General features: G+C 35.2%; 12 protein-coding genes. 2 read left to right on the top strand and 10 right to left on the bottom strand.

Annotated elements, in window-relative coordinates; translation table 11 throughout:
• Window positions 1–22: 22 nt before the first annotated feature.
• Both I5818_RS22655 and I5818_RS22660 read right to left on the bottom strand, forming a co-directional pair.
• Window positions 23–2,065, bottom strand: coding sequence for a Na+/H+ antiporter (locus I5818_RS22655; RefSeq protein WP_058003214.1), 2,043 nt, complete (start codon window positions 2,063–2,065; stop codon window positions 23–25).
• 185 nt (window positions 2,066–2,250) lie between these two features.
• Window positions 2,251–2,868, bottom strand: a complete 618-nt coding sequence (locus I5818_RS22660) for a 3'-5' exonuclease (RefSeq protein WP_058003215.1) — start codon at window positions 2,866–2,868, stop codon at window positions 2,251–2,253.
• A gap of 263 nt (window positions 2,869–3,131) precedes the next feature.
• Here I5818_RS22660 and I5818_RS22665 point away from each other — a divergent pair, with 263 nt between their 5' ends.
• The gene (locus I5818_RS22665; protein WP_078110367.1) at window positions 3,132–4,070 is read left to right on the top strand and encodes a cation diffusion facilitator family transporter; all 939 of its coding nucleotides are present in this window, start codon (window positions 3,132–3,134) and stop codon (window positions 4,068–4,070) included.
• A gap of 57 nt (window positions 4,071–4,127) precedes the next feature.
• Here the strand turns inward: I5818_RS22665 and I5818_RS22670 are convergent, their stop codons facing one another.
• The 3 genes from I5818_RS22670 to I5818_RS22680 form a co-directional block, all read right to left on the bottom strand.
• Window positions 4,128–5,270, bottom strand: coding sequence for a mannitol-1-phosphate 5-dehydrogenase (locus I5818_RS22670; RefSeq protein ID WP_078110368.1), 1,143 nt, complete (start codon window positions 5,268–5,270; stop codon window positions 4,128–4,130).
• A gap of 5 nt (window positions 5,271–5,275) precedes the next feature.
• Window positions 5,276–7,360: a BglG family transcription antiterminator gene (locus tag I5818_RS22675; RefSeq protein ID WP_078110369.1), complete on the bottom strand. Its 2,085-nt coding sequence runs from the start codon at window positions 7,358–7,360 to the stop codon at window positions 5,276–5,278.
• A 120-nt stretch (window positions 7,361–7,480) separates the two neighbouring features.
• Entirely contained in the window at window positions 7,481–9,394 is a 1,914-nt protein-coding gene (locus I5818_RS22680) for a PTS mannitol transporter subunit IICBA (protein ID WP_058003219.1), read from the bottom strand.
• Between the two features lie 481 nt (window positions 9,395–9,875).
• Here I5818_RS22680 and I5818_RS22685 point away from each other — a divergent pair, with 481 nt between their 5' ends.
• Window positions 9,876–10,733, top strand: coding sequence for a flagellin N-terminal helical domain-containing protein (locus I5818_RS22685; protein ID WP_078110370.1), 858 nt, complete (start codon window positions 9,876–9,878; stop codon window positions 10,731–10,733).
• Window positions 10,734–11,083: 350 nt separating this feature from the next.
• On the opposite strand, the gene I5818_RS22690 is transcribed toward I5818_RS22685, so the two are convergent.
• The 5 genes from I5818_RS22690 to I5818_RS22710 form a co-directional block, all read right to left on the bottom strand.
• Window positions 11,084–12,145 (bottom strand): dipeptide epimerase, encoded by a 1,062-nt coding sequence (locus I5818_RS22690; protein WP_071976430.1) that lies wholly within the window; start codon window positions 12,143–12,145, stop codon window positions 11,084–11,086.
• Between the two features lie 68 nt (window positions 12,146–12,213).
• Window positions 12,214–13,371 (bottom strand): DUF819 family protein, encoded by a 1,158-nt coding sequence (locus I5818_RS22695; protein WP_071976431.1) that lies wholly within the window; start codon window positions 13,369–13,371, stop codon window positions 12,214–12,216.
• A 115-nt stretch (window positions 13,372–13,486) separates the two neighbouring features.
• A complete protein-coding gene (locus I5818_RS22700) occupies window positions 13,487–13,807 on the bottom strand; it encodes a DUF3870 domain-containing protein (RefSeq protein WP_071976432.1) in 321 nt (106 codons plus the stop codon).
• Window positions 13,808–14,037: 230 nt separating this feature from the next.
• The gene (gene metA / locus I5818_RS22705) at window positions 14,038–14,949 is read right to left on the bottom strand and encodes a homoserine O-acetyltransferase MetA (protein ID WP_078110371.1); all 912 of its coding nucleotides are present in this window, start codon (window positions 14,947–14,949) and stop codon (window positions 14,038–14,040) included.
• 199 nt (window positions 14,950–15,148) lie between these two features.
• On the bottom strand, window positions 15,149–15,712 hold the full coding sequence (locus I5818_RS22710; RefSeq protein ID WP_078110372.1) for a GNAT family N-acetyltransferase: 564 nt from the start codon (window positions 15,710–15,712) through the stop codon (window positions 15,149–15,151).
• Between the last annotated feature and the right edge of the window lie 5 nt (window positions 15,713–15,717).

Here is a 15,717-nt window from a genome sequence, read left to right on the forward strand (position 1 = left end):
TTCAGCATCAGCTTAGAATTCATCATGCATCATGTAAAGTATTCTCTTCCATCCAATATGCTTCTCTTATATTAATTTGTTGACGTAGTTTTCTAACAACATCAGCAGTAATATGGGCCTTTTCATACATTTTCTGGACCTCATCTCTCTCCGCTTGAAACGCCATATCCTGTAGCTCTCTTTCCATTCTTGCATATTTTTTAGAGGCATCAGCATTTTTTACTAATTGTAATTTTGTCAAAAGCTCATTATACTCGCCAATAATTATATACGTAATATTTCTGTTTTCCGATGTCATTCCTTCTTTTAATACCTTAATGGCTAACTCCGCCATTTTCATTTTTAGCTGAAGCATCATTGTATATCTTTCCCTGCGTTTTTTCCGTCTCTCTTGCTTCTTTGGAAGAAATAGCTGGAATAGTTTTAGGATGCTTCTTTTAATTAAACTCCACATCACCAGTGCTCGAAATTTAATGTGATTCGTAATAGCGATTTCCATTCTTCGAATATATTCTTGAGATAAATAAGCAATCGTTCGGTCGATTTGTTTTTCTTTTACTAATTTTTCAATATAGTTTGATTCTGCTTCAAGAGCCTTCATCCGAATAGACTTTTCCAATTTTCTCGCTTGAAAGGAATCCTCTTCATTATTTGTGTATTTTAATTGATTAATTTTAGAATTATAAATGGAGATAATGGAAAAAGCTGCAGAACGATTTTCGTCATTCATCACTTCTCTTATTGCACGAATAGCAGCTATTTTTGATCGAATTAACGCATCCTTTTCCATCGCTTCTCTTTCAGCTTCCCTTTTTCCTATTTCAGACTTAGCCATGACTGGTAAAAAAATACTAGCTATGATTAGCGTGACTAAAATAACCCCAGCTGCAATAAAAATAATTAATGAACGTTCTGGAAAAGGACTTCCATCATTTAAAAAATAGGGAATAGAAAACGAACCAGCTAGTGTAACTGCTCCCCTTACACCAGATATTGTAGTAATACCTATTTGATTAAGATCAATCTTTCTAATTTTCCTTTTTTTTAGCTTCCATCCTACCAATGAGGAAAAATATATCCAGATAAATCGAAGTAAAAGCAGTGCTGCGGTGATAATCAAAATGTATTTAATAACAATGATATTATTAAATAATGGATCTTTAAAAATTTCATTCCCGACACTAGGAATTTGTAATCCAAGCAGAACAAAAACAAGTCCATTTAATATGTATAGAATCACTGTCCACGTACTATTGGAAACAATCTGCAACTCGACCGTCGGAGACTTTTCTCGATCCTTTTCAATCGCATGCACAATACCAGCAGCAACAACAGCTAAAATACCTGAAAGATGAAAATGCTCTGTTACTAAGTAAATAATAAAAGGTGTGAGGATTTGGATTAACATGTGAATGGTTACATCCTCCATACCAAAGCGGCGAATTAACACTCTAAAACGAATGATAATGATGGCAAGAAGTGCTCCTCCAACGAAACCTCCTATCGCAATCACTAAAAAGCTCACACTTGCATTTGCTAATGAAAAAACTCCTGTTACTGTCGCAGCAACTGCAAAATTGAATGCTACTAAACCAGATGCATCATTCATTAGTCCTTCTCCTTCTAGAACATGCATGACCGTTTTAGGCATGCGTACCCTACTGGACATTGCACTTACTGCTACCACATCTGTAGGGGATAGAATAGCAGCTAAAGCAAAAGCAGCTGGAAGAGGAATAGAAGGGATCATCCAATGAATTAAAAATCCAATAGCAAACACTGTAACAAAAACAAGTCCTAATGCCAGCAATAAAATTTGTGTACGTAAGCGCCAAAGGGCTTTTCTTGATACATGTCTGCCATCATTAAATAAAAGTGGTGCGATAAATAGGACTAAAAATAACTCCGTTTCCATTGGTACATGAATTCCGAATGGAAGAATGGCTACCAAAATACCCAGAGCTATCTGAATAAGAGGAACAGGAATAAACGGGATCAAGTGATTAACAATATTAGAGAGACCAATAATAGCTAAAAGTAAGAGAACAATTAAAAACATTTCCATTCATTCTTATTCTCCTTTTTTACCATTTAGCGTTAGAAAATATTCATTGAAATATGCGTCAAAAAATGAAACTTTTTTGACCTCGAGGAGCAGCACATTAGAACTGAAATAAGTAGAAAAGACCAAGCTTTTGAAGCCATCAAAAAAAGACTCAATACGAGCCTTTTTCACTTATCTATGTAATTTTATGATATTTCTCTTTTTCTTTTTTTGGACGAAGAAACTAAAGAAGACCGGTAATAACCTGGTGATATCTCACCCGCTTTAATATTTGTTTTGGAGAATACATCATCTAAATTAAATAATTCATACTCCCTGGAGAGATTCAACACTATCTCTGCACATGCTTGTGCATCACTTAATGCATGATGGTGATTTATAATATCAATTTCAAAATGGTCACAGACAGATTTAAGTGAATAACTCCCTATTCCCTCAATTAATCTCCTTGATAATTGATAGCTACAAAGCAATTTACTTGGAACCGGCATTAAATTATAACGAGCTAAGCTATCTCTTAATACATAGCCATCAAAAGCTAAATTATGAGCAATAATTAGCCGATTCTCTAAATGATGCTGTATCGATTGATAAAAAGTATTAAATGTTGGAGCTCCTTCTACATCAGTCGGCTGTATTCCATGAACAGATATATTCATTGGATCAAAGGGTTCCTCTGGATCTATTAATGAATAAATCGAATCCACTATTTTATCATTTTCCACAAACACCATACCAACTGAACACACACTATATCGATTTCGATTGGCTGTTTCAAAATCAATAGCTATAAAATCCTTCATTTAGACTCTCCTCTTCAACATTCGTTATAATTACCTCCATTATAACAAAGCATGACCATTTTATTTAAATATGTGATCCATTCTTTGAATACTAAATTATCCCAAAGTGATTTTCGACTTTTAATAACTATTGACAAATATTGCTTGTGATTATATATTATATATGAATATATATTCATATATTAAAATTAAATACTTTCGGACATTTTTTATGTCTTTAATCGCTTTTTTATCACATATTAAAATAATGAGGAGGTTGCATTATGGGACATCACCATCATTCAGGCGATCATCACGGACATCATCATGGTCATAGTCATTTTGCGGAAACAAGAGAAGGGAATAAAAAAGGATTAATTATCGCTCTTACGATTACGGCTGGGATCATGTTATTAGAATTTTTCGGCGGTCTTGTCACAAATAGTTTGGCTCTCTTATCTGATGCTGGTCATATGTTAAGTGACACCAGCTCTTTAATATTAAGCCTATTCGCTATTTGGTTCGCTCAAAGACCAGCTTCCCGTAATAAAACATATGGATTTTATCGTTTTGAAATATTAGCTGCTTTATTTAATGGATTAACCTTATTTATCATTGCTGGCATTATTGTTTGGGAAGCCTATGGGCGATTTTTCCAACCACCTACAGTAGCTAGTGGTTCAATGATGGTTATTGCAGCAATTGGACTAATTGCAAACTTAATTAGTGCATGGTCTCTTATAAGAAAAAGCGATATAAAAAATAATGTCAACTTACGAAGTGCCTATTTACACATATTAGGAGATGCTTTAGGTTCGGTCGGTGCTATTATTGCTGGTGCCTTAATGCTTTTATTTGATTGGTATATCGCTGACCCTATTATTTCCGTGATTGTCGCTCTATTGATTTTAAAAAGTGCATTGGGTGTAATGAAGCAATCCATACACATCCTAATGGAGGGTACCCCTATTACTATTGATCAAAGTGAAGTCGAATCCTATTTAAAACAAATTAACGGGGTAATCAACGTACATGATCTTCATATTTGGACAATTACATCTGGATTAGATTCTTTAAGCTGCCACCTTCTTGTTGAAGAACATGCTGATACTCAAGAAATTCTTCAACGGGCAATAGATTTAATAAAAGATAAATTTCAAATTGAACATACAACAATACAAATAGAAACGAAATCTTTAAACCATAGTGATTTAAAAATTTAATAAACCAAAAAAGTCGCAAAAGAAAATTGAGTTTCTTAGCGACTTTTTTTGAAGGAGTTATTTATTTAATTGTTCATATTGCTTTAGAACTTCATTTGTAATGTCACTGTCCTCAGCTAACCCGCTTACTTCCTTCAATACATGAGATACACCATGAGCACTTATCATTTCTTGCAATTTCACTGCTTCTTCATCTTCTTTATAATCGAACAGTAAAGCAGAAGCAATAGCTTTTGCAAGGTTTGTGTAAGAAAGTCCGGCTTTATGCGCCTCTGTAGCTGGGCGGACAAGCCTATCATTTGGTCCTAGCTTACGGATCGGTGAGCGGCCTACTCTTGTAACGGCATCATTTAAATAGGCATTTTTAAATCGTTGAATAATTTTATTGATATATTGTTCATGTTCATCAGGATTTAATCCATACTGCTTAATCAGATAAGCACCCGTTTCGCCAAGAGTCTCTTTAACTTGCTTCACAATGGCTTCATCAGCCAAAGTTTGGTCGATCGTTGTTTTATTTTCAAGATACCCTAAATAAGCAATAACAGCATGTCCTGTATTAACCGTAAATAATTTCCTTTCAATAAATGGGGCTAAATCAGAGACAATTTTCATCCCTTCAACTGGTGGAATGCTTTCTGTTGTTTCCACTACCCATTCGTAATAAGGTTCAACAAGCACATCAAGTGATCCTTGGTTATTTTGAATAGGAACAATGCGGTCCACAGCAGAATTAAAGAAATAAATTTTATTCGATAAATGCGCCTTTGTCTCTGCGTCTAAATGTTCTTCTATGTAGCCCTTTAATAAATCTGTTGCAGAAATTTGGTTTTCACAGGCAATAACATATAATTTTTCATCTGTTGTCTTAACTCTTTCAATTAACCCTTTTGCGATTAATGGTGCGATACGTGGAAGAATGTTAGGCCCTATGGCAGTCGTTAAATATGTTGCACCTTTTATAGCCTCTACAACTTCAGTCTCTTGCTTTAAATTATTTAATCCAGATACATTACTAATAGTCACAGTTTCTTTTTGATCCGTTGCTAATTTTACATCGTATTGTTTGTCCTTATTTAATTGGTCAATAATTTGATCTGCTATATCGACAAAAGTAACATGAAAGCCAGATTGTGAAAATAGTGCTCCAATAAACCCTCTACCAATATTTCCTGCGCCAAAATGTACAACTTGTTTCAATTATCTCATTCCTTTATCAAATTAGTAAATAAATAGTCTGAAAAAATGGATTCCATTTTTTTACGAATTACTGCTTCATCAGCTGATGAAAACATCATGATAGCATCATTATTTTCGATTAAACTAGTGCTTAATAGGCTTATAATTTCCTGTTCTCTAGAACTTAATTCTTCTGGAGCCAACATCAGTAGAAGACTTTTCATCTGCATGCTTTGCCCATCCATTCCCATTACCGAACAAGGCTCATTCAAATGAGCAATTTGAAAAATTAATTGATGTACATGCCGATTTCGACAATGAAATAATCCCATTCCTGTTGCTGGAATTCCTAGACCTCCTTTTCTTTCTCGATCGATTAAGGAGTCCATAACATTTTCGACATTGGTTAATAGCTTTTCCTTCCTAGCCTTCTCTAACATCCCCTGCATAATTTGTTTATAATCATTAGTATCCTTCACTCGATACACTCGGAAATGCTGAAGGATGGCTTCTATACCTGTTTGTATATCTTTCATTTCCTTCAATACTTCCATTAGAGAAGGACGTAATTTTTTGGAGGAGGAATTTTCTTGAGTTCCACTATATAATTTATTTTTTGTTAGATTTTCAATATTTTTTTGTAAAAACCCTCTAATAACAGCTATATCTTCTGTACTTAAAAGTGGATTTACTAAGATATATTCTTTATTTAAGAATGGAAGACGAACAGTCGAGAGAATGACATCATATTGTTGTAGATTCCCTTGCAACTGAACATCTTTAATTGATTTAATATCAACCGAATCAATCTCTAAAAATTCCTTCTTTAATCTACTTGCAAGCATTTTTGATGTACCAATTCCTGTAGGACAAACTACAAGTGCTTTAATTGCAATCTCCTCTTCCCTCAGGACTAGTGCAGAGCCAAAGTGGAGAACAATGAAGGCAATCTCATCATCAGGAAATTCCTCAATCTCTTTAAATTCCTTTTCCACACTATTTTTTACAGCTAGAAAAAGCACCGGATATTTCCTTTTGATTTCCTCAGTTAAAGGATTAAACAACTTCAAACCTTGTTTCAAACGAAATAACGATGGTTCCATATGGGCTAATAATCCTTGATATAATGAAAAATCATTTGTTAAATCAATATGCAATTGGGACGAGACATATTGGATCACATTTTTAATCATTTGCCCCAATACCACACTATCGTATGGAATATTAACTGCCTCCTGTAGCTTAGAACCTTTTAAAATGGTAGTCAGAAAGTCCAAATCACCTTCATTAAACCTAACAGAAAATCGCTTTTCTAAGTCGCTACATATTTTCATAATCAAACGATATTCATCAGAATCATCTCTTGAAATTATTTCATTCTCAATAAGAAAACCATCATTAACTCTTTGCATCGTAATGTAAATTTGAATAACAAGGCCTATGTAGTCACTATCTGCCAAACGAGATTGTCGACTGTTCACTTCATTATTTACCAAATGATCGATATCTAATAAACGATTAGGTTGAAAAAAATAAAGGATTTGATTTTGATTTGATTGTCCCTTTTCTAGTAAAAATAGACTCTCAATAAGCTCTTCATTAAAATAAAGCAAAAAATAACTAGCCAAAGCTTTTCGTTTATTTTTTTCTGTACCCTTTAATTCAACACCCACACCTCTTTTTCGGTTGATCACTACATTAAAATTCCTTAGCCATTCTGTTAATTCGTCTAAGTATCCAGTTAAGGTAGTAATACTGACCCCAAGTTCGTTTGCTAAAACTTGTATTTTGAATGACTCACTTTCCTGTAATAAGTTCAAAAAAAGTAAGAGCTTTTTTTCTTGTGGTGGTTGATCTACCGGCTGACTCCCTGTTAAATGTTGAATTAAACGAAAAATTTGTTCATTTTTCCCCTCGATCATTAATCCATCCTTTGTATTTCGGATTAATTGAAGATGAAATTGATGGAGAATCTTTTCAATTGTTTTCAAATCTCTCTGAATCGTACGGACACTTACATTTAAAAAAGTGGCTATGGAAAAAGCCGTATGTTTCCCAGATGTTTTAATAATAAGCTCGATGATTGCTTTTTCCCTTGAAGTAATAAACATAGCTACCATCTCTTTTCTATTATTATTACAAGAGAAAATACAGAAATAGAAAAGTGTTATAAAACACTTTTCTATTCCTTGTTCTAATAATGAAGTGATCGGTACATTTTCAACAAAAAATTATTCTTTATTATTTAATATATCGATAATTTCTTTTGCTGATTTTGCCTCGACCATTTTTTCTATATTATCCATTTCAGAGCATGTAACGGCGATGCCAGATAATATTTCTAGGTGTGTGCCATCTTTCCCAGCAATACCAAAAATTAAACGGACATTATTTCCATCAAAGTCTACACCATTTGGAACTTGAATAACAGTAAACCCAGATTTTAATACATCCTTTTTCGCTTCTTCCGTACCATGTGGAATCGCTACATCATTCCCCATGAATGTTGAAGTCAATTGATCACGTGCAATCATTGCTTCAATATAGCTTTCTTTTACATATCCTGCATTATATAAAGCACGACCAGCAAACCGGATTGCTTCTTCCTTATTAACAAAGGATTGATTTAAAAATACATTTTCTTCTAAAAGCAAGTCATTATCTGTATTTTCATTATCCTCTGGACCAGGTACTGCTTCTTCTGCATCCTCAACGATTTCTTGTAGATTGTCTTTTCCATCACCTTTTAATCGCTCAATTAATTGGTCATATTCCGGACTAGATAAGAAATTATCAACCGATACATGGAATGCCTGTGGAAGCTTGTTTTGCGCTCGTGGAGTCAATTCTTCCTGTGTCACAACAATTTGCGCATCAGACGGTAAATTACTAATTGCTGTGTTTGTTACAGAAATATCTAGACCAGCTTCATTCACCTTTTTGCGCAATAATGATGCACCCATTGCACTTGATCCCATTCCTGCATCACAAGCAAATACGATTTTTTGAACATTTTCAGGAAATTCTCCTGGTTGAGAAGCAAATACATCAGCAACTGAGCTTTTCTTACCTTTCATTTCCTCCATTTTTCTTGCTGCATCTTCAATATTTTCTTCTGTTTGCTTACCTGTTTTTAAAATAAGTGCAGATAAAAGAAATGAAACAACACCGGCAACAAGAACCCCAGCAAAGTTAGCAATATATGAACCAGCTGTGTGTGGTGTAACAGCAGCAATTGCTAAAATACTTCCTGGGGAAGCAGGAGCAAATAATCCACCGCCCAATAGAACTAATGTGAATACCCCACTTACTCCTCCAATAATAACAGCGAAGAATAGCATAGGTTTCATTAAGATATATGGGAAATAAATTTCATGAATCCCACCGAAGAATTGAATAATAGCTGCTCCTGGAGCAGACCTCTTTGCCGTACCTTTTCCAAAAATACAATACGCAAGCAATACACCAATACCAGGACCAGGATTCGCTTCTAAAAGGAATAAAACCGATTTTCCTGCATCCTTTACTTGCTCCACGCCTATTGGAGATAGAACACCATGATTAATGGCATTATTTAAGAATAAGACCTTTGCAGGTTCAATAATAATACTTGTTAGTGGCAACAGCCCTGTTCCAACTAACCAATCAACACCATCTACTAATAAACCAGTTAATCCTTTAACGGCAGGACCAATGGCTAAAAATGCTAATATAGCTAAAATTCCACCTAAAATCCCCGCGGAGAAATTATTTACAAGCATTTCAAAACCAGCTTTGACCTTCCCTTCGATTAACTTATCGAATTTTTTGATGACATAGCCGCCTAATGGGCCCATAATCATTGCACCTAAGAACATCGGTATATCTGTTCCAACAATGACACCCATCGTTGCAATAGCACCTACTACCGCTCCACGTTGATCATGTACAAGCTTACCACCGGTATAAGCAATTAATAACGGAAGTAAATATGTGACCATTGGATCAACCATTTTGGCAAGGCTTTCATTTGGGAAGAAACCAGTAGGAATAAACAATGCCGTAATCAATCCCCACGCAATGAAAGCAGAAATATTTGGCATAACCATAGAACTAAGAAAGTTACCAAACTTCTGTACAGCTACTTTTATATTTGATTGAGCCATTTCGCTCTCTTCCTTTCATTAGATTTTACACTATCCATGTTAAATCACAGAAAACCTTCATTCAATGATGAAGAAAGCTAACTTTGTCGCAATTGAATTGACAAAGGTATTGTTTCACATTGGATGAGGAATTATCCAAGGTACGACAGTGGTTAGACCAGGAGGACTTCATTCTTTTATTTCGATCTTTTCTCAAACATTATTGCTATTTAAGTTAAGTACTCACGATAACGATGGGTGAATCGTTTTTAAGAACGGATATAATGCCCACTTTTCTTAACAAGGCACCTTCATATTCCTATGTTCTTAACCGATATAAAGAAGAGGGATTAGTAAAATACTGGATGAAATGTATTTTGCCTCTCAAAAGTATTACATTCAGCTAGAATATCATTTTTAATAGTAAAAATAACTAAGGAAAGGGGGGAAAATGGAACTTTTAGCAAAGCAGTACTAGATGGTTTGCTAATGCGAAAATCCCATGATTATTAATCATAATATTGCTGCAATGAACGCCTATCGAATGTATAATCGAGCAATTACAGCTCAGAGTCGAGCAATGGAAAGATTATCTTCGGGATTAAGGATTAATCGAGCAGCGGACGACCCTGCTGGATTAGCGATTTCTGAAAAAATGCGCGCACAAATTAGGGGGTTAAATCAAGCTTCCCGAAATGCTCAGGATGCGATCTCTCTTATTCAGACTGGAGAAGGCGCTCTTAATGAAACACATGCGATTCTGCAAAGAATGCGTGAACTTTCAGTGCAGGCTGCTAATGACACACTTAGTGATGCAGATCGTAATGCGATTCAAGAAGAAATTGACCAGCTCACTGAGGAAATCACACGGATTGGTAACGACACCGAATTTAACACAATGAAATTATTGGATGGCTCAAAGAGTTCATATACGATCCAAATTGGCGCAAATGCTGGACAAACGATGGTCATCGAAATATCGGATATGCGTGCTGAAGAGTTGGGATTAACTGACAGCGGGAATGATGAGAAAGGTTATACAGCAAAAGGAACTCTTGATATGTCCTCACATGAATCAGCTTCATCAGCAATAGATAAGATTGATCAGGCAATGAAGACTGTATCGTCTCAACGTTCCAAGCTTGGAGCTTACAGCAATCGTCTTGAACATACAATCAATAATTTAGAAAACACTGCAGAAAACCTAACAGCAGCAGAATCAAGGATTCGCGATGCTGATCTTGCAAAGGAAATGATGGAGTATACGAAACAATCCATCCTTGCACAAGTTGCGATGGTCATGATTGCTCAAGCCAACCAACAGCAAAGTATGATTTTGCAATTACTAAAAGTGAACTAGAATAAAATTTACCACAAATAAACGAGAGAGCTATTCTCTCGTTTATTTTCAACTGACTTTCACTAAAGGTTGATTCTCACAAGCCCCTTAACCTTTTACACACTTCTGCGCTAGTTTTATATTTTATAAAAAATACTCAAATGCCGTTTATTTTTAACTTTATTTTTCCATATTCATCCCCATTTTAATAACCGCTATTAACGATACTTTACTTTCTATTCAAGGGTATACTCCAAGCATCTTATATCTCTATTTTTCTTGATTTTCCGTTAGATTCCTCCTACTACTATAAATTTAATAAAAAATGGTCTCAACGATTTTTACGATTGAGACCAACTTGTTTTATCTATTTAATTTTCTACTACCCCTATACCCGGTGAGTCAGATAATTGAATATCCGCACCATTATACTTTAAGACATCTGGTTCTTCTGAAAGCCAAAGTGGTGCATCAAGATCAAAATACTTTACGTTTGGATGGGCGGCTGCAAAGTGTGCGGCAGCGCCTACCGAAAACGCCGGTTCCATCATACTGCCGATCATACATTCTACACCATTCGTTTCAGCAATACTTGCAATAGTCCACGCTTGGGATATTCCTCCACATTTCATTAGTTTTATATTTAACAGATCAATATATCTACCAGTAATGAGTTTCATTGTATCCTTCGCTGAGAAGAGACTTTCATCGGCCATTATTGGAACACCAACTCGCTCAGTGACAAATTTTAATCCTTCTAGATCATAACTAACAACTGGTTGTTCAATAAACTCTATATTAAACTCTCTTTTTTCCATTTCATTGATTAACCCTACTGCCTGTTTCGGTTTCCATCCTTGATTTGCATCAAGCCGAAGCTTCGTTGTTTCATCAACAACCTCTTGAATCGCTTCGATCCGCTCAATATCCAGCTCTGGATTTGCCCCAATCTTTACTTTTAAAATCTGAAATCCATCTTTAACACTTTTTATGGCATCAGAAGCCATTTTCTCTGGCGTATCAACGCCTATCGTCATACAAGTATGGAGGGGCTTTTTATCTCCGAGAAAGGCATGTAACGGGAGATTTAATAGTTTGCAATAAGCATCATGCAAAGCAATATCTGCGGCTGCCTTTGCGCTAGGATTGCCTACACAACAACTTTGTACCCTTTGAAGTGCTGTTTGAAAACGTGTAATATCCAAACCGACAAGAGCATTTTTTATTGGACCTATTAACGCTGCTTCCATTCCCTCTGATGAATCCCCAGTAATGACAAATGTAGGTGCCGCTGCTCCTTTTCCAATAACTCCATTTTCAAGTATGAGAGATACCTCAATGCTCTCTATTTCTGTAGCAATTCTTAAAGCTGTTTTAAATGGCATACGTAAGGGCAATTTTCTACTGTTAACTTGTAGATCCTGAATAATCACTATGATCGCTTCCTTTCAATTTCCCATCAGTCTGTTTTCATATAGTTGGAGTTTATTGCTTTTACTAATCAAAAGATACTCAATATCTTTGCGACAATCATACCGAAATACGTTCCGAGAAAGGAACCTATTAAAGCCATGATGACACCAATCGGAATTAATGCCCGGTTATATGCTGCTGCTAACATCGGTGCTGAAGCCATACCTCCAATATTAGCAAGGCTAGCTACTCCAAGAGTAAAGAGATCATATTTAAAGAGTTTTCCTAGTAAGAGCATAATAATCAAATGAATTAACATGATTAACAATCCAGATAAAAGATAAATTGGTGCCTGAGCTATATTTGAAAAATCGGATTGAGAAGCAATCAGTGCCACAATAATATATAACATTACATTTGAGACATCTAATGCGCCTGCAATTTTAGCTACTGGAGTTTGTCCTAAAATTAACCCAATGACTGAAGCAATCATAATTGTCCAGCTTGTCCCATTGATCACTGCTCCAACTTCAGGTAAATGCTGTCCTGCAAAAGTGGAAAATGAAGAAATGAAAAGACCAATACCAAGCAAATATAATAAGTGTTGAAATTGGATGCCAGTCTTCTCCTCTGAGCTTGCTGATTCAAATCCTTTTTGAATGAAACTAGTATCAGCTTTTGTCCAACGATTAAACCTACCAGCAAATGGCACGAGCCAAAACATAAACATGACCCACACTGCATAGTTAATAGTATCCATCATTAAAGCATAGCCAAAGATATTTTCTGGCACTTTCAATATTCCCTGAAGTGCAACCATATTGGCAGAACCACCTGTCCAACTACCGGCAAGAGCCCCAAAAGCTTTCCATGTATCCTTTATGTAGAAATGCTGAAAAGCAACATAAACAACGATAAAACCAATCATTATACTAATTACTGCTACTAGAAATCCTCCAAGCATTCTTGGTCCTAATTTGAAGATGCTGCGGATATCACATTTTAATAGCATGATCGCAAGCATAGCTGGAAGTAGAGCACCTTTTACATTTGAATAAACTGAAGCTGTTGATTCATTATGTGCAAACAGGCCACAGGTTTGCATAATTGCTGCTCCGATATAAATAAGAACAATACCAGGAATAAATTTAAAAAAGCGGTTACTACTAAACTTTTTCTCAAAGGCAACCATTAAAGCTGCAAAAGCGACCAATACACTAAGATACATGAATCCATCTTTAATCATCTACATTTCCCCTTTTTATTACTTACTTTATCGTTCAAGCACAACAAAGGAATAACCCTTTAAAAGACAAAAATCCAGTCTAACAATGAAAAGTTAGACTGGATTTTGCCTAGGTTTATTTAGACAAAGCAGTAATAGTTTGATATTTTTTTAAAGCATCTTGATAAGCAACAATCAAAGCCTTTTGAGATGCGCCAAAATAACGTTGGTTAATATCTTCAACAATGATCGGATCATCCATAAAACGATTGATAAAAATCGATTGGATAAATCTGATTGTTAAGTTAACCGTTGCAGAACATTCTACATCAATTATTTTCCCATCGGTTCGATCCACTACGAACGCCAAAAAAAACTGGTTAAATTTCTTGGTAATCGGATTATTTTGAGATGCCTTGGCATCCCCAATAATAAAAATAGTGTTTTCATTATACATCTAATAATATCCTTTCAGAGCTATTCAGACGATATAAGGGACAGACAAGGGGCACTTGCAGAAACTTATATCATGAAATCGTTTACAAAGGAATGATACTAATATACCATTTTTTTATAAATCAGACAATAGGAAATATTCCCTTTCCCTCCAATATTCATGTTGAAGGAAATCAATATATTCTAAAAAGGAATTTCAACCATCTTTGAAATTCCTTTTTACTAATTCACTTATTCCCACTGATACGGCGTTTCTTGATATACATAATAGTTAAGCCAATTTGAAAATAGGAGATGTGCATGGGAACGCCATCTATGGAGCGGTTTCTCATTGGGATTGTCATTTGGAAAGTAATGTTTTGGCATATAGACCTCACCTGTACCCTTTAACTGGTCCCGTGTATATTCCTCAGCTAGTGTCCCGGCATCATATTCTAAATGACCTGTCATCATTATTTGTCTCCCATCCTTGGACATGAACAAAAACGGGCCTGCTTCATCCGATTCTGATAGTAACATAAGATTATCGGAATCGACCATTTCATTTCTTAAATTACCTGTATATCGTGAATGAGGAGCAAGAAACTCTTCATCAAAGCCACGAACGATTTTTACCTTCGGATCTAATACACGATGCTTAAATACTCCTGTTAATTTTTTGCCAAGTTCATATTTATCAATACCAAAGTGGTGATACAGAGCTGCCTGTGCTCCCCAACAAATATGAAGAGTCGAGGTTACATTTGTTTTTGTCCACTCCATAATTTCTACCATTTCAGGCCAATAGTCCACTTCATCAAATCTTAAAAGTTCAATCGGGGCTCCTGTTATAATCATTCCATCAAAACGGCGATGTTTTATATTCTTAAAGGTTGTGTAAAATTGTTCAAGATGGGATTTGCTCACATTTTTCGATACATGTGATTCCATATGCAAAAACATAATATTCAATTGTAGGGGTGAATTACCTAAAAGCCGAAGTAATTGTACTTCTGTTCTCTCCTTTTCAGGCATCAGATTTAAAATAAGAATATTTAATGGACGAATATCCTGACTGTTTGCTCGTTCATCGTCCATAACAAAAATATTTTCTTGTTCTAAAATTTCACGTGCAGGTAATTGTCTCGGTATATTAATTGGCAATGGAATTCCCCCTGTATCTGAATTTTTTCAATAATCCCATTATAGAATGATAGGAGCTATTTGTCATCACTAGCAACATTTTCTTATAGATGAAGGAGCCATTGTTTTTCTTTATAAGAGTAAAATTTGAATCCAAATGAAACATTAAAAATATGAAAAAAGCTGTCTGAAGATAAGCCTCAGACAGCTCTGCCAACAATTAATCTATGATTTTCACCATATAATCATAATCATGTCCATTAATTTGGATTACTTGTTCCTTCTTATATCCTAAACGCGTATATAATTGACATGCTTTTGGATTATCCTTCGCTACATTTAGAGAGATTCGGTTAAAACCTTTTTCTGAAGCTAATTTTTCAGCCGCTTGAATAAGGGAAGTTCCGATTCGTTGGCCTTGATAATCAGGATTTACACAAACTGTATCTATATAGTAATCTTCTAATTCAGCCTCTTTATCGATCACAATTTCTTTTTCCTCACCTGATTGTTTTAATCGTTCGATAATTGGCTTATCTAACATTTGAGCGTCCGCTCCAGAATAGATAATAATAATTCCCATAATTGCTTGATCAGTAGTAGCTACTAAACAATTTTGAAAGCTAAGGCGATTTCTCTCTTGAGTAAATAACTGAGCGAGAACTTGTCTTATTTTTGTCTCTTCCTTTTCTCCAGTTAGAGTTTCAGCAATATCTTTTATTGCTAGATGGATAAGATTTGCTGCTTCAACTGCATCACTTTTTTCTGCAGGTCTTATAAACATGACTC

Origin of the sequence: Heyndrickxia oleronia (assembly GCF_017809215.1) — a bacterium.
GTDB classification, from domain to species: Bacteria; Bacillota; Bacilli; order Bacillales; family Bacillaceae_C; genus Heyndrickxia; species Heyndrickxia oleronia.